This is a genomic window from Mucilaginibacter sp. (assembly GCF_028288225.1).
Classification (GTDB): domain Bacteria; phylum Bacteroidota; class Bacteroidia; order Sphingobacteriales; family Sphingobacteriaceae; genus Mucilaginibacter.
In genome coordinates this window covers 101782-118837 of record NZ_JAQBOC010000049.1, presented here as the reverse complement: position 1 = coordinate 118837, position 17056 = coordinate 101782, and the positions used below count along the sequence as shown (strand labels likewise).

Genomic DNA, 17056 nt, shown 5'->3' with positions numbered 1-17056 from the left:
AAATGTGCGGGTGTGCAAATGCTTATCGCTTTGAATAATTAAAGAAAAACCTCGGCTTATGGCTGAGGTTTTTTAATTTTGGGTAGATGGAAAATCAGTTACATGAAAAATTTATGCGGATGGCCATTGAACTGTCTGAATATAACATTAAACAAGGCCTTGGCGGGCCGTTTGGTGCTGTAATTGTTAAAGACGGAATAGTTATAGCAAGCAGTGCCAATATGGTGATCCCTGAAAATGACCCTACAGCCCATGCAGAAGTTTCGGCAATAAGGCTGGCTTGTAAACAATTGGGCACCTACAACTTATCAGGTTGCGAAATTTATACCAGCTGCGAGCCTTGCCCAATGTGCCTTGGCGCTATTTATTGGGCCCGGATAGATAAAATATATTATGCCAACACCAAAGCCGATGCTGCTGATATTGGTTTCGATGATCATTTTATTTATAATGAGATAGAATGTAAAATGGAAGACCGCAAGCTGCCGTTTGTTCAACTATTGCGTGAGGAGGCTTTGCCTGCCTTTAAGGAATGGCAAGCAACAGGGTTTAATAATATTAAAGGCTATTAAAAAGCGTTTTCATTACCTGCTAAAGAATCTCTTACAGTTAAGAAAACAATTTTAAGGTCGAGTAAAAACGACCAGTTTTCCAGGTACCACAGGTCTGCTTCAACGCGCTGGTTCATAGCTTCAACAGTTTTAGTTTCACCCCTGAAACCCTTTATCTGGGCCCAGCCTGTAATACCAGGCTTTAAAAAATGCCGCACCATAAACACATCTATCAAAGCCGAATACTCTTCCGTATGGTTTATCATGTGAGGCCTGGGGCCAACTACCGACATGTTACCTATCAAAACATTAAAAAACTGCGGCAGCTCATCCAAACTGGTTCTTCGCATAAATGCGCCTAATTTGGTTACACGGATGTCATTACGGGTAGCCTGCGTTTTATCCGCATCGCTATTAACGTACATGCTCCTGAACTTATAACACTTAAAAGGATTGTTATTGTGCCCTGACCTTATTTGAACAAAAAATACCGGGCCCTTTGATCCTAATTTTATAAAAAGGGCCAGTATTGGAAAGAGCCAGCTAAAAACAAAAATGATAATGAATAAAGAAAACACTATATCAAAGCACCGTTTTATAACCCTGTTAAGTAAATTCTCCAGCGGCTCGGCCCTTGCCGATACTATGGGGATATGTCCAAAACTTTGTATATAGGTAGGTTTTTGATAATCATAATACTCCGGAACAGATTTAAAACGGATCATATTTTTATCTGCATCAAGCATTAATTTTTCAATTCTTTCAGTATCCGAAGCCGGCAGTGTGCAAAATATTTCGGTTATTTTATGTTGTTTGGCATACACAATACAATGTTTCGTATCCCCTAAATACAAGTCCTTTTCAATAATTTTAGCCGGGTCATCGTCAAAAAAGCCGACTATCCTATACCCCGTATCCCAGTTTTTCAACAAGTACTGATGCAGGTCTTGCCCGGTTCTTCCGGCGCCAACAATTACTGCCTTCCTAGTGTCCATTAGTGAAGCTCGCTCGCTCTTTCTTATCAAAAGAAAAATCACCTTCCAAAACCCCAGTAAAAACCCAAAAATCGCTAGCGAATAAAACAAATATTGCCTGGTTATAAAATAAGCCTCCGAGCCAATTAATATAAGTATGGTAAAACAGATAAAGCTTACAAAAAGAAAATAGGTGCGGAATACATTACGAAAAGTTAAAATCGAATCTTTATTCAATACTTTTAAATAAAGGCCGGATATATTGGCCGACATCAGCCATATCAGGTTAAAGATCAGGACGATTGGCAGGTATTTTCTATTTCCTGCCGAGAAGATGCTTGCCTTGTTTTCAATATAGTAGGTAGCTATCAAACTTAAGTTTAATACCAGGTAGTCAATTGTAAGATTTAATGCTTTAAAAAAAGTGGTATGTCTGTTTATCATTCAAATTTTGCAGATTAAATTCGATAGGTGTCTGTCAAGGTAATGATATAGATAAAGCTTTAAGCATCTTTTTTAAAAAAATCATCTTTTAGTTCGTCAATTTCTCTTCTGTCTCTTTTGGTTGGTCTGCCAGTTCCCCTGTCGCGTTTTAACAACGGCGCATGGAACATTGATTTAAAGGCAGGCGTTTGTTCAACAGGTGTTATATCTTCATAAAAATTAACTGCAGTTTTAGCATCAACCCGGTTTTCAAGCAGCCCCGTTACTTTAACTATCTTTTTATCAGGTCCTTTTGATACCTGGTACACTTCTCCCAGCTTGACCTCGTGCGATGGCTTAATATTCTGGCCCTCAAGCTTTACCCGGCCGGCCTTACAGGCATCAGAAGCCAATGTGCGGGTCTTGAACACTCTTATGGCCCACAAGTATTTATCTATTCGTAGCTTTTCCTTTACCGGCATAGTACAGTCAAAATTACAAAGTTTTATACACTTGCAGGTTTATGTGCATAATAATTTTCCAATTTGTGAACTACGTGTTAATAGATAGTAAAACAAATTGCCTAAAAATCCTTTAATTTGCTGAAAGTTAAATTTACTGATGCAAGACCTCAAAAAACTTATTGAAGATGCCTGGGAAGACAGGAATCTGCTGCGTTATAATGAATACATTAATGCGATTGATACCGTAATTGAAAAATTAGACAAAGGCGAACTGCGCGTTGCCGAATTAATTGGCACGCGCTGGCATACCCACGAGTGGATGAAAAAAGCGGTGATATTGTATTTTCCCATCAGGCAGATGGAAGAAATTTCAGTTGGCCCTTTTGTTTTCCATGATAAAATGAAATTGAAAACGGATTATGCCAAAACCGGCGTTCGTGTGGTACCTCATGCCATAGCCCGCTACGGCGCTCACCTGGCAAAGGGTGTTATCATGATGCCGTCGTATGTAAATATAGGCGCTTATGTTGATGAAGGTACTATGGTTGATACCTGGGCTACTGTTGGTTCATGTGCGCAAATTGGCAAAAATGTACATTTAAGCGGCGGCGTAGGCATCGGCGGCGTACTGGAGCCAATACAGGCTGCCCCCGTTATTATTGAAGATAATTGCTTTTTAGGGTCAAGAGCTATAGTTGTTGAAGGCGTACACCTTGAAACCGAAGTTGTATTAGGAGCTAATGTTGTACTTACGGCATCAACCAAAATTATTGATGTTACGCATGAGAAACCTATTGAGTATAAGGGCCATGTACCAGCGCGCTCTGTGGTTATCCCAGGCTCATATACAAAAAAATTCCCTGCCGGCGAGTACCAGGTACCCTGCGCATTAATAATTGGCAAGCGTAAAGAATCAACCGATAAAAAAACATCGCTGAATGATGCTCTGCGTGAAAATAATGTGGCGGTTTAAGTAGTAGTTGATTGGGTTGATTAAGTGAGTGGTTGATTGGGAGAATAGGTTGAGTGAGTGGTTTGATTAGGTTAAAAGAAAAATCGGAGCAACCAGTCCAACTTAATCAACCTAATCCAACTTAATCAACTCAATCTAACTTAATCAACCTAATCCAACTCAATCAACCCACTCAACTAACCTACCCATGAAAATAGGATATGATGCAAAGCGTTTGTTTTTAAACAACACCGGGTTGGGTAATTACAGCAGGTGGCTGGTTAAAAACGTGGCGCAGAATTATCCGGGTAATGAGTATTTTTTATATACGCCAAAAGCAAAAGCAAATAACAGGCTCAGCTTTCTGAATAATTACAGCAATATAAAAACTGTTACTCCTAAAAGTAAGCTATTTACATCGTGGTGGCGCAGCAAAGGTGTGGTTAATGATCTGCTGCGCGACGGGATCAATATTTACCATGGCTTAAGTCATGAACTACCGGCGGGCATAAAGCAAAGCGGTATAAAAACAGTAGTAACAGTGCACGATCTGATATTTATTCGCCTCCCCGACAGTTTTGGGTGGATAAACAGGCGTATCTATACAGCTAAAGTTAATTATGCCTGTAAAATAGCTGATAAAATTATTGCTATCAGTCAAAAAACTAAGGATGACCTGGTTGAGCTTTTAAATGTTGATGCAGGTAAAATTGAAGTTATTTACCAGGGAATTGACCCCATATTTAACAGCCTGCAAAGTGCCGCCCAAAAAGAAGCAGTAATAGCCAAATATAACCTGCCTGAAAAATTTCTGCTAAGCGTAGGTACTATTGAAACACGCAAAAACCTGCTACTGATAGCCAAAGCGTTAACTCATATTGATAATACTCCTTTAGTTGTAATAGGCAGGCCCACAAAGTATTTGAATGAGGTTAAGCAGTTTTTAACCGATAGAAAATTAACAGGAAGAGTAATTTTTCTGCATGATGTAACATTTAATGAGCTGACTGCATTTTACCAGCTGGCATCCATTTTTATTTACCCATCGCGTTATGAAGGCTTCGGTTTACCGGTGCTTGAAGCAATAAGTAGCGGTACCCCAGTAATAGCTGCAACAGGCTCGTGCCTTGAAGAAGCAGGCGGCCCGGATAGTTTATACGTTGATCCGGATGATGAAAATGACCTGGCACAAAAGATCAATCGTATATTTGCAGATGAAAACCTCAGGCAAACAATGATAGCCGGGGGAAAGCAGCATGCGGCAAGGTTTGAAAACATCAAGCTTACTGCACAACTGACGCAATTATATAATAACATTTAGGATGCTAAAAGACGAAGTTGCCAAAGCTTTAAAAATTATACAGGACGGCGGGATCATCCTGTACCCTACCGATACCATTTGGGGAATAGGATGCGATGCCACCAATACCGATGCTGTAAATAAAATTTATAAACTAAAACAGCGTGACGAGGCAAAAAGCATGATCATTTTATTGGATACCGAAAATAAGCTGGAAAGTTATATCAGCGATGTAAATCCACTGGCTTATGATTTGATAGAATATGCCGAAAGTCCCTTAACACTGGTGATGCCGGGCGCAAAAAACATTTCACCGGCGCTTATTGCAGGTGATGGCAGCGTAGGGATCCGCATTTCTAAACATCCTTTTTGTCAGCAACTGATCCAGCGTTTACGTAAACCGCTGGTATCTACATCTGCAAACCTCAGCGGAAGTCCATCACCCCAATATTTTTCACAAATTGAAGACGAAATAATCAACGGGGTTGATTATGTGGTTGATATTGACCAGCATGATATGGAAATAAAAACACCATCAACCATAATGCGTTTAGCACCTGACGGTAAGTTTGAGTTTATTCGGAGATAGTTGATTGGGTTGGATTAAATTACTAATACAACATACCGCATTCTGAAAATTCTAAAATTCTGCAAATTCTGATTCAGACAAAAAACTAATGAAACAACACCTGCAACATCCTGTATTTTCAACTATATCAAAGCTTGCTGCTGAACATAATGTGCAGGCTTATGCCATAGGTGGTTTTGTGCGCGATATTTTTTTAGACCGCCCGTCAAAGGATATTGATATTGTAATAATTGGCAATGGAATTCAATTTGCAGAAAGTGTTGCACAAAAACTAAAGGTAAAGCTATCTGTGTTTAAAAACTTCGGCACAGCCTCGCTCAAATATCAAGATTTGGAAGTTGAGTTTGTGGGAGCCCGTAAGGAGTCTTACCGCCTTGATTCGCGGAAACCTATTATTGAGAACGGCACACTGGATGATGACCAAAAACGTCGGGATTTTACTATCAATGCGTTAGCCTTATCGCTGCGTCCGGAGTCATTTGGTGAGCTTTTAGATCCGTTTAACGGGATAGGCGACCTGGAGCAAAAACTGATCCGAACACCGCTTAACCCTGTTGAAACTTTTTCTGATGACCCTTTAAGGATGATGAGGGCTATCCGCTTTGCCTCGCAGCTGCATTTTAAGATTGATGAAACAGCTGTTGAGGCAATAAAGAGCAATGTAGAAAGGATCAGCATCATATCACAGGAGCGGATAACAGAAGAGATGAATAAGATCATCCTGTCGGCTAAGCCATCCATCGGCTTTAATTATTTGTTTGATACCGGCCTGCTGCATAAAATATTCCCGCAAATGACGGCGCTTTACGGCGTTGAGTACATTGATGGCAAAGGGCATAAAGATAATTTTTATCACACCCTGCAGGTGCTTGATAACATTTGTGAAACAACAGACGATCTATGGCTCCGATGGGCGGCCATATTGCATGATATTGCAAAACCGGCCACCAAGCGTTTTGAACCGGGGCACGGCTGGACGTTTCACGGGCATGAAGACCGGGGTGCCCGGATGGTTCCTAAAATATTTACCCAGCTTAAGCTGCCGCTAAATGAAAAAATGAAATTTGTGCAAAAAATGGTGCAGCTGCATTTAAGGCCCATTGTTTTGGCACAATCAATAGTTACAGACTCGGCGGTGCGGCGTTTATTATTTGAGGCAGGCGAAGACATTGAAAGCCTGATGTTGTTGTGTAAAGCAGACATCACCACAAAAAATGAATATAAAGTAAAAAAATACCGTAATAATTTCGAGCTGGTTCAGCAAAAACTAAAAGATGTTGAAGAGCGGGACAATATGCGAAACTGGCAACCCCCCGTAACCGGGATTGATATTATGGAGCTTTTTGGCATAAAAGAAGGCAGAGAAGTAGGAATAATTAAAAATCAGATTCGCGAAGCCATACTTGAAGGCGAGATCCCAAACTCGCGCGAGGAGGCAATTAAGTATACAATTGCAAAGGGTGCGGAAATTGGCTTAAAAGTTGTGGTTAAGGAATAATAATTACGGTTTTAGGTACGCAAGCTTCGATTTTTAAAAAAATCCGAAATCGAACATCCGACATCCGAAATAAAAGTAAAACATTACTATTTTTGTAAAAATTATACGATACTAAAAAATGGCTTTATACAGGTTCAGGGTTACTTTTGAAGATTATGATGATGTAGTAAGGGAGATCGACGTGAAATCCAATCAAACATTTGAAGACCTTCACCGGGCTATCCATCAATCAACAGGATACAATTCAGAGTATCCTTCATCCTTCTATATCAGCAACGATCAGTGGACAAAGGGTGAAGAAATTACCTATTTGCCAAATCAAAAAAGAATTGATCGTGGTGTTGCCCTTATGAACAAAGTAAAGCTGCTTAGTTATATTGACGATCCCCATCAAAAATTTTACTATACTTTTAATTTTGATCGTCCGTTCGACTTTCATGTTGAATTGATGAAGATAATTTTAGATGAAACACCGGGTGTTACGTATCCGGCCGTTATAAAATCTACCGGTGAAGCTCCTAAGCAGTTTGGCAATGTGCTTAATGTACCAATTGCCGCGCCCGAAGGTGATGATTTTGATTTTCTGAATGAAATGGCCATTGGAGAAGAAGATGCCGAAGATTTTTCTGAGATCTCAGAAACAGTTGAAGAAGACGATGCGGTGGCAAAAGTTGATGACGAGGAAGAAGACGAATTTGGCAGCGAATTTTCTGACGATGAAAACTTTGAAGATGATAGCAAACTGCCGCACGGAGACGATTATTAGTTGGTCTATGGACCATAGTCGATAGTCCATGGTTTATCAACGATAAAATAAATATTCAACAAATTCTACTATGGACTATGGTCCATCGACTATGGACTTTTCAAAAACCCTCATAGTAATTGCAGGCCCTACTGCATCTGGCAAAACGGCGGCGGCAATTGAGCTTGCGCGACGGTATGATACAGTGGTTGTTTCGGCAGATTCAAGACAGTTTTATCGTGAAATGTCTATTGGCACGGCAAAACCTACTGCTGAAGAACTGAATGCCGTAAAGCATTACTTTATCAATTCACTTTCAATATCAGAAACTTATACGGCCGGCGATTATGAAAAACAATGCCTTGAACTTTTGGCAGGCCTTTTCAAAATTCACGATGTTGTTGTATTGGCGGGTGGCTCGGGCTTGTTTATAAAAGCCGTTTGCGAAGGTTTTGATGTATTTCCGGATAATGACCCTGACGTTAGGGAAAGGCTTAATAATGAGCTTGAAAACAATGGAATTGCTTATTTACAGGAAAAATTAAAAGCTGCGGATCCTGAATATTATAACCAGGCAGATATTAATAACCCACAACGCGTTATAAGGGCGCTGGAAGTATTTGAAAGTTCGGGAAAACCTTATTCATCTTATCGTAAATCGGCTTTAAATAAACGGCCTTTTCATATTGTAAAATTTGGTTTAAGCTTACCCCGCCCGGTTTTATACGATCGCATCAATCAGCGTGTTGATGAAATGGTTAAACAAGGCTTGATTGATGAGGTAAAATCCCTTTTACCATACAGGTATTTAAACGCCTTAAATACAGTTGGCTATAGTGAGTTGTTTGATTATTTTGATGGAAAAACCGACCTGGATACAGCTATTGAGCTCATTAAACAAAATACCCGCCGTTTCGCAAAAAGGCAAATTACCTGGTTTAGAAAAGATAAAGAGATAAACTGGCTTGAGGCAAATGATGAAAACCTTGTGGATAAAATAATTGCTTTAGTTTGATTTCAGAAGCGATTTTTCATTCCGCAATCGGCACTCCGACTTTCGCAATCAATTAGTCCAGCAAAGTTTCCAAATAAGCACCGTAGCCGCTTTTAAGGTATTTCGCAATCAACACTTTTAATTGTTCGTTATTAATGAATCCCTGCCGATAGGCTACTTCTTCAATACAACCAATTTTTGTTGCCTGGCGTTTTTCAATAACCCGCACATATTCTGATGCATCACTTAATGAATCAAATGTTCCGGTATCCAGCCATGCTGTACCCCTATCCATTACACCAACGTGCAGATCGCCCTGCTCAAGGTAAAACTTATTTACATCAGTAATTTCATATTCGCCGCGTGGAGATGGCTCCAGGTTTTTAGCGATTTCCACTACATTGTTATCATAAAAATAAAGCCCCGGAACAGCATAGTTTGATTTTGGCTTGTCAGGTTTCTCTTCTATTGATAATGCTTTAAAATCCTTATCAAACTCTACAACACCGTATCTTTCTGGGTCGGCAACCGGGTAAGCAAAAATAGCAGCGCCTTCAACATCATTAAAACTGCGGATCAATTCAGTAAAACCCGTTCCGTAAAAGATATTATCACCTAAAATAAGTGCAGCTTTATCATTCCCAATAAATTTCGCGCCGATAACAAATGCTTGTGCAAGACCGTTTGGTTTTTCCTGTATAGCATAATTAAAGCTGCAGCCCAGCTCTTCACCATTACCAAGCAGCCGTTTAAAACTTTCATTATCCTCCGGGGTGGTAATTATCAAAATCTCCCGTATGTCCGCCTGCATTAAAACCGATAAAGGGTAATAGATCATCGGCTTATCATAAATAGGCATTAATTGTTTACTTATTGCCCTGGTTATTGGATAAAGCCTGGTGCCTGATCCGCCTGCTAAAATTATTCCTTTCATGTATTTATTTTAGGTTATTACTGAAGTTTGCCGATACATTTTACCAGGCTATCTCTCCAGTACGGTATTTCTATATTAAATGTTTGTTTTGCTTTGCTTTTATCCATTACTGAGTATCCTGGCCGTACCGCTTTTGTTATATATTCATCAGTTCGTACCGGTATAGCTTTTACTTTGGTAGCCGATATATCAAATATGGCACGGGCAAAATCAAACCAGGAGGTTACGCCTTCGTTACTGTAATGATAGGTGCCATATGCTTTACTTTGATTAGTAATGATCAGCAAAATAAATGTTGCAAGATCAATGGCATAAGTTGGTGTGCCAACCTGGTCGGCAATAATTTTAAGCTCATCTCTTTCGCTGCCCAGCTTTAACATGGTTTTCACAAAGTTATTTGCATACTCAGAATACAGCCAGCCGGTACGGATAACGAAATGTTCTTTTAATAATGCGGCCACAGCTTTTTCCCCATCCAGCTTGGTTTGCCCGTACACACTTATCGGGTTTGCTTCATCATCCTCTTTAAGCGGCCGCGCAACATCGCCCCTGAAAACAAAATCGGTTGATACATGGATTAACACTGCTCCCCAGGATTTACACGATGTAGCCAGGTTCTCCGCTCCTGTTTTGTTAATTTTTTCGGCCAGCTCAAATTCATCTTCGGCTTTATCAACTGCGGTGTAGGCAGCACAATTAATTACCCAGCCAGGTTTATATTGTTCAAATAATTTTTCAAGCCCATCAGGGTTTAAAATATTCGCTTCTGACTCAGGGGGGAAATGGATTGAGGTAATTTCCTTTAACGCTGCTACATTTTTTATACACTGTCCTAATTGGCCCGAAGCGCCGAAAACCAATATGTTTTTCATTTCAATATGCATTTGTTCTTAAAAACCCGGAGTTACAATAGTTGCATTAAAAATCATTAAAGTAACTAATAGTTTAGTGTAGCAAATATGTTTACTATATTTTAAATAATGGCTATAAGTTATCAAATATTTACTTTCAAAATTACATTTACTATTAGTTACCCCTTGCCCTCCTGGTATCAAATTATAATTAAATTAAGCTAAATTTGCTTTATCAATAACCTGTAGAATTTGAAACAACGCATAATTGGCTCTTATAATAAGCTAAAAGAAACCAATATCATTTCTAACTTCTTCAATTTAAGCAGTATCCAAATTTCCAATATTTTATTGCTGATCCTTATTATACCAATTATAACCCGGGCTGTAGGTATTGTTGAATTTGGTGTAATAATGTTTGCCACCCGGTTTTCACAGTTTGCGGGCGCAATTATCAATTACGGAACCGGCCAGTCAGGCGTTCGGGACGTAGCATTTAACATAAACGACACCAAAAAGTTAAGTAATGTATTCTATAATACATTATGCATAAGAGTTATAATTTTTTTTCTTTTTTTGGTGATAATGTTTGCCCTAAAATGGTTTCCCATACGTTATTATTCATACCTCCTGCTATCAATACCCATTGTTTTTGCAGAAGTTTTTAATCCCCTTTGTTTTTTTATAGGCGCCGAGAGGTTAAAGATCTTTAACGTAATAAACCTGGCATCAAACATTGCTTCTGTTTTGGGAATATTAATTTTCATTAAAAGTCCAAATGATGCCGGTTGGGTTAATTTAATTTTGGGCATGTGCAGCGTTATAGCTTATTTGGGTTTATTGATCCATTTAATTAAAAGGCTTCAAATACCGTTTTACCTGCCGTCAAAAACCGGGCTTTTAAAAATAGGGAAGGATAATTTTTATCTCACTGTAAATAATCTTTCCGTTAACCTGCAGCAGTCAATTATCATATTTGCTTTGCCAATGTGGGGGCTTGAAGCTTTGTTAGGCCCTTACTCATTATGTGACAGGATTATAGGGCAATGCCGGAATTTACTCATCACCATTTCAAATGCTTTTTATCCAAATGCAGCACATGTGTATAAGCAAAACTTAAGTTTGTGGAACGTGTACCGCAGAAAAACGAAATATCTGTTAGCAGGCGTGTTTTTTGCAGGTTCGCTGCTTATATTTTTCCTGGCCGATTTTATTGTGTTTACACTTTCAAAAGAACACAATGCAACGGCTGTTCTGTTTTTAAAAATAATGGCATTTGTACCAACAGTATCGGCCCTTAATGTGTTGAACGTGCTTGATCAGCTTTTAAAAAACAATACCGTTTATATATTCCGGATCGCGATAGTTTTGTTCATCGTATCATTATTAACGGCGTTTATACTATTAAACTTTAGCAATTACCCTTTAGTAGGAAGCTTTACCCTTATTGTTGAAGCCATTGCATTGCTGATGTATGAGTTCACTGTAAATAAAACCCTATTACAAAATGCCTAAGCCTGTTGCATTGATACTGCTCAATTGGAATACGCCTGTACATACGGCTAATTGTATTTCATCGCTAAAGCAATATTGCAATGAGGCCTTGTTTGATATAATTGTTGCAGATAATGGCTCGACAGATAATTCGCTTGCCGCACTAAAAGCCCTGTTTCCTAACCTTATCTATATTGAAAATAAGGAGAACCTTGGCTTTGCCGAAGGAAATAACAGGGGCCTGGCTTACAGTATTGAAAAGGGCTACACTTATTCATTCGTAATAAATACGGATACGATAGTCGATGAGGACCTGGTATCAGGACTTATTGCACATATGGATAGCCACCCCGAAGCAGCGGCCGTGCAGCCTGCTATTTATTGGATGCATGATAAATGTAAGATCTGGAATGGCGAAGGTGGCTTTAACCGCTTAACAGGAAAAACTATTTCTGATACCACAACGCCTGACAGTGCTGCTTTAAACTCTTATAAAGTTGCCGAATGGGTAACAGGCTGCTGCATGCTGCTCAGGAATTCGGCATTAACAAAAAGCGGGCTATTTAACAAACGCTTTTTTTTATATTATGAAGATGTTGAGCTTTCTTTCAGGCTGCGCGGTGTCGGCTTTGAAGTTCACTATCTGCCATCCAGTAAAATGTATCATGAAGCAGGAGTATCTGCAAAAGTATCAGCGCCAAAAAAAGAAGGTGTACTAAGTCCTATTATTCATTACTACATAAGCAGAAATCATATCTGGTTTTTACGCCGCTACGGAACCCCTTTGTACTACCCTGTTAACCTGGTTTATAACGGTTTTTATTACCTTGCTTTGCTGGCATATTTTATACTGCGCCGCCGGAATGAAAAAGCCCGGTTTTTAATTAAAGGATTGAAAGAAGGAATTTTCACTTCAAAAAACCTAATTTGGCCTCAAAATAATAATATAAGTACCCGCTAAGGATGTTGTTCATTTTCCCACTTATTTATCTCACTTCTTTTTTTGTGGCATTACGTGAGGTCATAAAAGGCAACCGGCAGGGTGTATTGGTATTTCTAATTTTTGGCCTGTCAATGTATACCACAGCTATGTCTGTTGCTTTTTTACTGGGCCTTAAGGGGTTTATCCCCGTTTTTCAATATTTTAAAGAGGTATTGATAATCAGCTTGTTTATTTTAAATATAGTAACTTTAAAGTACCTGCCCAGGCTGCATTTAATTGATTATGCAGTACTTGGCTTTTTGCTGTATACCTTTATTTATGCCATATTACCTATTGGCGAAGAAAGCTTTTTTAATCGGTTACTTGCATTTAAAAGTACTTCGTTTTTTGTGGTGGTTTACTTTGCGGGCCGTTTAATGGATATCCGCACCATTTATATTAGTAAATACTTTAACTATATTGTTTTATTAACCATAGCCGCGGGTGTGGTATTGCTGCTTGAAGTGATATTTAACCAGCACCTGCAAACCATAACCGGCTTTGCCGACTATGTTTACTACTTTTTTAATTTTGAACCCAGCGGTAACTTCGGGTTAAGCTGGACGTTTGAATCTGAAGGAGGCTATAAACGTTTTGCCAGTTTCTTTGCCAATCCGCTTGAGCATGCTTCTGCCACTCTGCTGGCCCTATCAGTAATAATAGCTTTGTTTACCCGCGATGATAATAGGTTTAAGCCCAATAGTATGGGAATGCTGGCCCTGGGTGCGTCTTTTCTTTCCATTGTTTTTGCGTTATCACGTGCGCCATTTGTAAGCTATTTTTTGATCATTTATGTATATGCGTTAATCACCAAAAAAAAATACATTACTCATACCGTACACGCTGCTTTCGGTTTGGCTGGTATATATCTGATTTATTTATTTACTAAGTTTGGAGATAATAACAGTGGCATTACTGAAGTTGTGATGAATACAATCGACTTTAGTAATCCATCAAGTGTTGGGCACCTTTTGGAATGGGCCGAAGGAATTCTTGCTATGATCGAAAAGCCTTTCGGGCTTGGTTTGGGTACATCAGGCAGGGTTGCGGGCAGTCTTGGCGAAAACGTGGGCGGCGAAAACCAATATATTATAATTGGTGTACAGGCCGGTATAATTGCCTTATTTTTATACCTGTCGGTTTATATTATGCTGATAAAAACAAGCTTAAAATGGCTTCCTAAGTTACGGGGAAAAGAACGACAGGTATGTATGGCTGTTTTGCTTATTAAAATTGGTTTTTTTATCCCCTTATTAACATCCGAAGTGGAGTCATCATCATATATCTCCTATGTAAACTGGTTTTTATCCGGTTTGCTTATCAGTATTATCATGCAATTTAAAATAGCTCAAATACAGCAGGCACATGATCATTGAGAAGCTAATAAAAACATTAAAAAAAGACCCCCATTATAAATGGGAAAGCCCTCACTCCTCCCGTGATCTGGCTAGTATTAGCTGGGTTAGGGCGATGCAACTCATCAGGGGGATCTTTTTAAAGCCATTTTTAAAAAGGTCGGCGGGATTATTATTTATTGGCCGCAGGGTTAAAGTAAAGCACAGCTACAAAATAACTGCAGGAAAAAATCTAATATTGGAGGATAATGTGAGTATAAATGCCCTGTCTGAAGACGGCATCAGTTTAGGCGACAATGTTTCAATTGCGCGCGATTCCATATTGTTTTGCACAGGTGTAATTGCATACAGGGGAAAGGGCATTACAATTGGCGACAGAACAGGCATCAGCGCCAGGGCCTATCTTGCAGGGCAAGGGGGCATAAGCATAGGTAATGATGTAATTATGGGCCCAAACGTTCAGATCTTTTCAGAGAACCATGCTTTTTCGGATCTTGATTTAACTATAAAAGAACAAGGCGTTACCAAGCAAGCTGTAGCCATTGGCAACAACTGCTGGTTAGGCGGCGGCACAACTGTGTTGGCGGGAGTAACTATTGGCGATGGATGTGTGGTTGCTGCAGGCAGTGTAGTTACAAAATCGTTCCCTCCAAATTCAGTAATTGCGGGCGTGCCGGCTAAATTGGTTAAAAACAGGGAAGACGTATAAGATGCCAAAACCATTAACCATAGCAGTAGATGTGCGTGATTTGCGGATAGCTAAAACCGGAACCCGTACTTACCTGGAAGAGCTTTGCAAAGAGTTTAAAAAAATGGAAAGTGATGAGGTCCGCTTCTATTTTTTAGACACCAGCATACCTGTTTACACCGGCAGTAAAAAACTACTTAAGTATATTGAACACTTTAGATATCAGCTATGGAAACAACTGGTATTGCCGCTTAAAGCATTTTTTAAAAGCTGTAACATTGTTTTTTGTGCCGATAACTGTGTCCCCTTATTGCATTTAGGATATAAAACTATCCCCGTTTTTCATGATGCTTTTTGCTTTGAGTCGCCCGAAAATTATGGTAAGCTATGGTTGTGGCTCTATATGAAGACAGCTATACCGGCAGCAAAAAGATCGCCATTTGTTATTGCACCAACCGCCTGGTCAAAAAAACAGATAGGTCACTTTACCCAGATCCCTGGTGATAAATTAATAGTGGTATATGAAGGCCCAAAAACACTAAACCATAACGGACAAATCAAAGCTGAACAGTTGCTAAGCTCATTTTCAATTAATGCTGAGAATTATATTTTGCACGTTGGATCAATGTTTAAAAGGAAAAATATACCTGCCCTTGTTGAATCCTTTGCCAAAGTAAAAAGTTCAGGCTACCCACAATTAAAATTAGTGCTTGCAGGACCAACTCCGGCAAACCACTTTGATAGTGATTTTAAAATGATATTGGATGCCATTGAAACCTATGAGCTAACTGATGAAGTAGTAATAACCGGATATTTATCTGACCAGCAATTGGGTGAGCTTTATCAAAATGCCTTAATATATGTTTTTCCATCTGTAAATGAAGGTTTTGGCATTCCCGTATTAGAAGCTTTTAAAAATAACTTACCAGTACTGGTTTCCAATAATACCTGCCTGCCAGAAGTTGGCGGAAATGCTGTTTTACAATTTGACCCGTTTGATATAGCTGATATTGCTGAAAAGATAAAAACCGTATTAGACAATGCAGATTTGCGGAAAGACATGATCAACAAAGGGCAGGAACGCTTAAAACTTTTTTCGTGGGAGAACACAGCTGTTAAGCTGATTGAGGTATTTAAAAAAGCCGTTTAGCTATTTTCAAATACTTTTACATGCTCATCGGCAACCTTCTCCCAGTTAAATACACTTAAAGCACGGGTCTGTGCTTTTTGAGCCAGGGCTAACATTTCAGAATAATTCTCCTCGCAAAAATTAATTTCTTCCGTTAATGATTCAATGCTGCCTTTTTTAAACATACGTGCCGTGCCTAAAACTGCATATTGGTTTTCTTCAATATCACTAACGATCATTGGCACATTTAAACCCATTACCGTTAATACAACCGGCGACAGCCCCTCAACATCTGAAGGCTGAATATAACAGTAAGCGTTTGACATTAGCGTGTTAACATCATTGCCATATACATACCCAGGGAAAACAATCCTGTCACTTGCCATATCCAGCAGTTGTTTTTCATAACGCGAAGGATTGGGTGAACCTCCTATCAATACCAGCTTTTTATTGGAGATTGATTTTTTAAACGCAGGTATTAAATAATGCAGGCCTTTGTCAGGAATAAACCGCCCTACAAACAAATAGTATTCACCCTTTTTAAGCCCATGCTTCAGCAAAATACCGGTATCACCAGTCCCGGCCTCTACTTCACTTCCAAAAGGTATAAACTTAAATTGTTTATTAAATCTTTCTTCAAAAAGCTTCTTTGCTATTACATTATCAAATATTACCTCATTGGGTACATGGGCAGTAATAAATGCCGATAATTTTAAATAAAGCTTCCCGTACCAGGGCCATTTATCCCTTTTCCAATCTACTCCATCCTGGCTTATAAATACTTTTTTACCAAACATACGCAGCGGTAATGCCCAAATGCTATTACCGCCGTTTTGTATATGTACAATATCGGCTGTGTTATTAAAAATAATATCCCAGGTGCATTTAAAGGAGTGTAACAGGGTATCGAACCCTTTTTTTGAGGTTGTTTTAAAGGTTTTTATCTGTACGCCTTTATATTCGCTGATATCAACAAACACATCAGGGTACCTCCTGTTGTAAGCAACAACACTGTGCCCCCGGTTAACAAGTCGCGGAAATAGCTCAAGAGCAAATTTATCAGCCCCGGCAGCACCTTTTGAGGGAGGAACTGACCGAAAGCCAAAAGCAGCAATACGCATTCTTAAGTAATA

17 protein-coding genes are annotated in these 17056 nt (G+C 39.2%); 12 read left to right on the top strand and 5 right to left on the bottom strand.

The window, feature by feature from the left end:
* Window positions 1-86: 86 nt before the first annotated feature.
* The gene (locus JWQ54_RS15240) at window positions 87-572 is read left to right on the top strand and encodes a nucleoside deaminase (protein ID WP_299586248.1); all 486 of its coding nucleotides are present in this window, start codon (window positions 87-89) and stop codon (window positions 570-572) included.
* Here JWQ54_RS15240 and JWQ54_RS15235 read toward each other — a convergent pair.
* Together JWQ54_RS15235 and JWQ54_RS15230 are read right to left on the bottom strand one after the other, a co-directional pair.
* On the bottom strand, window positions 569-1969 hold the full coding sequence (locus JWQ54_RS15235) for an undecaprenyl-phosphate glucose phosphotransferase (protein WP_299586245.1): 1401 nt from the start codon (window positions 1967-1969) through the stop codon (window positions 569-571). The genes JWQ54_RS15240 and JWQ54_RS15235 overlap by 4 nt on opposite strands.
* A 59-nt stretch (window positions 1970-2028) precedes the next feature.
* The gene (locus JWQ54_RS15230) at window positions 2029-2430 is read right to left on the bottom strand and encodes an RNA-binding S4 domain-containing protein (RefSeq protein ID WP_299586242.1); all 402 of its coding nucleotides are present in this window, start codon (window positions 2428-2430) and stop codon (window positions 2029-2031) included.
* 139 nt (window positions 2431-2569) lie between these two features.
* Here JWQ54_RS15230 and JWQ54_RS15225 point away from each other — a divergent pair, with 139 nt between their 5' ends.
* The 6 genes from JWQ54_RS15225 to miaA all read left to right on the top strand — a co-directional run bounded on the left by JWQ54_RS15225 (window position 2570) and on the right by miaA (window position 8511).
* Window positions 2570-3385, top strand: coding sequence for a 2,3,4,5-tetrahydropyridine-2,6-dicarboxylate N-succinyltransferase (locus JWQ54_RS15225; protein ID WP_299586240.1), 816 nt, complete (start codon window positions 2570-2572; stop codon window positions 3383-3385).
* 187 nt (window positions 3386-3572) lie between these two features.
* A complete protein-coding gene (locus tag JWQ54_RS15220) occupies window positions 3573-4685 on the top strand; it encodes a glycosyltransferase family 1 protein (protein ID WP_299586238.1) in 1113 nt (370 codons plus the stop codon).
* A 1-nt stretch (window position 4686) separates the two neighbouring features.
* A complete protein-coding gene (locus JWQ54_RS15215) occupies window positions 4687-5253 on the top strand; it encodes an L-threonylcarbamoyladenylate synthase (protein WP_299586236.1) in 567 nt (188 codons plus the stop codon).
* Between the two features lie 88 nt (window positions 5254-5341).
* Window positions 5342-6751, top strand: coding sequence for an HD domain-containing protein (locus JWQ54_RS15210; protein WP_299586234.1), 1410 nt, complete (start codon window positions 5342-5344; stop codon window positions 6749-6751).
* Window positions 6752-6869: 118 nt separating this feature from the next.
* Window positions 6870-7517 (top strand): hypothetical protein, encoded by a 648-nt coding sequence (locus JWQ54_RS15205; protein WP_299586232.1) that lies wholly within the window; start codon window positions 6870-6872, stop codon window positions 7515-7517.
* 91 nt (window positions 7518-7608) lie between these two features.
* Window positions 7609-8511, top strand: coding sequence for a tRNA (adenosine(37)-N6)-dimethylallyltransferase MiaA (gene miaA, locus JWQ54_RS15200; protein WP_299586229.1), 903 nt, complete (start codon window positions 7609-7611; stop codon window positions 8509-8511).
* A gap of 52 nt (window positions 8512-8563) precedes the next feature.
* On the opposite strand, the gene rfbA is transcribed toward miaA, so the two are convergent.
* The gene (rfbA, locus tag JWQ54_RS15195; protein ID WP_299586226.1) at window positions 8564-9424 is read right to left on the bottom strand and encodes a glucose-1-phosphate thymidylyltransferase RfbA; all 861 of its coding nucleotides are present in this window, start codon (window positions 9422-9424) and stop codon (window positions 8564-8566) included.
* A 17-nt stretch (window positions 9425-9441) separates the two neighbouring features.
* Window positions 9442-10296 (bottom strand): dTDP-4-dehydrorhamnose reductase, encoded by an 855-nt coding sequence (gene rfbD / locus JWQ54_RS15190; protein ID WP_299586224.1) that lies wholly within the window; start codon window positions 10294-10296, stop codon window positions 9442-9444.
* 231 nt (window positions 10297-10527) lie between these two features.
* On the opposite strand from rfbD, the gene JWQ54_RS15185 reads away from it, so the two are divergent.
* The 5 genes from JWQ54_RS15185 to JWQ54_RS15165 are packed head-to-tail and all read left to right on the top strand — an operon-like array spanning window position 10528 to window position 15944.
* Window positions 10528-11790 carry an oligosaccharide flippase family protein gene (locus JWQ54_RS15185; protein WP_299586221.1) on the top strand — a complete coding sequence of 421 codons (1263 nt, stop codon included), beginning with the start codon at window positions 10528-10530 and terminating at the stop codon, window positions 11788-11790.
* Window positions 11783-12730, top strand: coding sequence for a glycosyltransferase family 2 protein (locus tag JWQ54_RS15180; protein WP_299586219.1), 948 nt, complete (start codon window positions 11783-11785; stop codon window positions 12728-12730). Before JWQ54_RS15185 ends, JWQ54_RS15180 begins: the two co-directional genes overlap by 8 nt.
* 44 nt (window positions 12731-12774) lie before the next feature.
* Window positions 12775-14127: a hypothetical protein gene (locus JWQ54_RS15175; protein WP_299586217.1), complete on the top strand. Its 1353-nt coding sequence runs from the start codon at window positions 12775-12777 to the stop codon at window positions 14125-14127.
* Window positions 14117-14815 (top strand): DapH/DapD/GlmU-related protein, encoded by a 699-nt coding sequence (locus JWQ54_RS15170; protein ID WP_299586214.1) that lies wholly within the window; start codon window positions 14117-14119, stop codon window positions 14813-14815. The genes JWQ54_RS15175 and JWQ54_RS15170 overlap by 11 nt, the downstream gene beginning before the upstream one ends.
* Before the next feature lies 1 nt (window position 14816).
* On the top strand, window positions 14817-15944 hold the full coding sequence (locus tag JWQ54_RS15165; protein ID WP_299586211.1) for a glycosyltransferase family 1 protein: 1128 nt from the start codon (window positions 14817-14819) through the stop codon (window positions 15942-15944).
* Here JWQ54_RS15165 and JWQ54_RS15160 read toward each other — a convergent pair.
* Window positions 15941-17044: a glycosyltransferase family 4 protein gene (locus tag JWQ54_RS15160; protein ID WP_299586208.1), complete on the bottom strand. Its 1104-nt coding sequence runs from the start codon at window positions 17042-17044 to the stop codon at window positions 15941-15943. The genes JWQ54_RS15165 and JWQ54_RS15160 overlap by 4 nt on opposite strands.
* Window positions 17045-17056: the final 12 nt, after the last annotated feature.

Bases quoted from the DNA above. Each gene is read 5' to 3' on its own strand.
- JWQ54_RS15240 (WP_299586248.1), top strand. From the start codon at position 87: ATGGAAAATCAGTTACATGAAAAATTTATGCGGATGGCCATTGAACTG.
- JWQ54_RS15235 (WP_299586245.1), bottom strand. From the start codon at position 1,969: ATGATAAACAGACATACCACTTTTTTTAAAGCATTAAATCTTACAATT.
- JWQ54_RS15230 (WP_299586242.1), bottom strand. From the start codon at position 2,430: ATGCCGGTAAAGGAAAAGCTACGAATAGATAAATACTTGTGGGCCATA.
- JWQ54_RS15225 (WP_299586240.1), top strand. From the start codon at position 2,570: ATGCAAGACCTCAAAAAACTTATTGAAGATGCCTGGGAAGACAGGAAT.
- JWQ54_RS15220 (WP_299586238.1), top strand. From the start codon at position 3,573: ATGAAAATAGGATATGATGCAAAGCGTTTGTTTTTAAACAACACCGGG.
- JWQ54_RS15215 (WP_299586236.1), top strand. From the start codon at position 4,687: ATGCTAAAAGACGAAGTTGCCAAAGCTTTAAAAATTATACAGGACGGC.
- JWQ54_RS15210 (WP_299586234.1), top strand. From the start codon at position 5,342: ATGAAACAACACCTGCAACATCCTGTATTTTCAACTATATCAAAGCTT.
- JWQ54_RS15205 (WP_299586232.1), top strand. From the start codon at position 6,870: ATGGCTTTATACAGGTTCAGGGTTACTTTTGAAGATTATGATGATGTA.
- miaA (WP_299586229.1), top strand. From the start codon at position 7,609: ATGGACTTTTCAAAAACCCTCATAGTAATTGCAGGCCCTACTGCATCT.
- rfbA (WP_299586226.1), bottom strand. From the start codon at position 9,424: ATGAAAGGAATAATTTTAGCAGGCGGATCAGGCACCAGGCTTTATCCA.
- rfbD (WP_299586224.1), bottom strand. From the start codon at position 10,296: ATGAAAAACATATTGGTTTTCGGCGCTTCGGGCCAATTAGGACAGTGT.
- JWQ54_RS15180 (WP_299586219.1), top strand. From the start codon at position 11,783: ATGCCTAAGCCTGTTGCATTGATACTGCTCAATTGGAATACGCCTGTA.
- JWQ54_RS15170 (WP_299586214.1), top strand. From the start codon at position 14,117: ATGATCATTGAGAAGCTAATAAAAACATTAAAAAAAGACCCCCATTAT.
- JWQ54_RS15165 (WP_299586211.1), top strand. From the start codon at position 14,817: ATGCCAAAACCATTAACCATAGCAGTAGATGTGCGTGATTTGCGGATA.
- JWQ54_RS15160 (WP_299586208.1), bottom strand. From the start codon at position 17,044: ATGCGTATTGCTGCTTTTGGCTTTCGGTCAGTTCCTCCCTCAAAAGGT.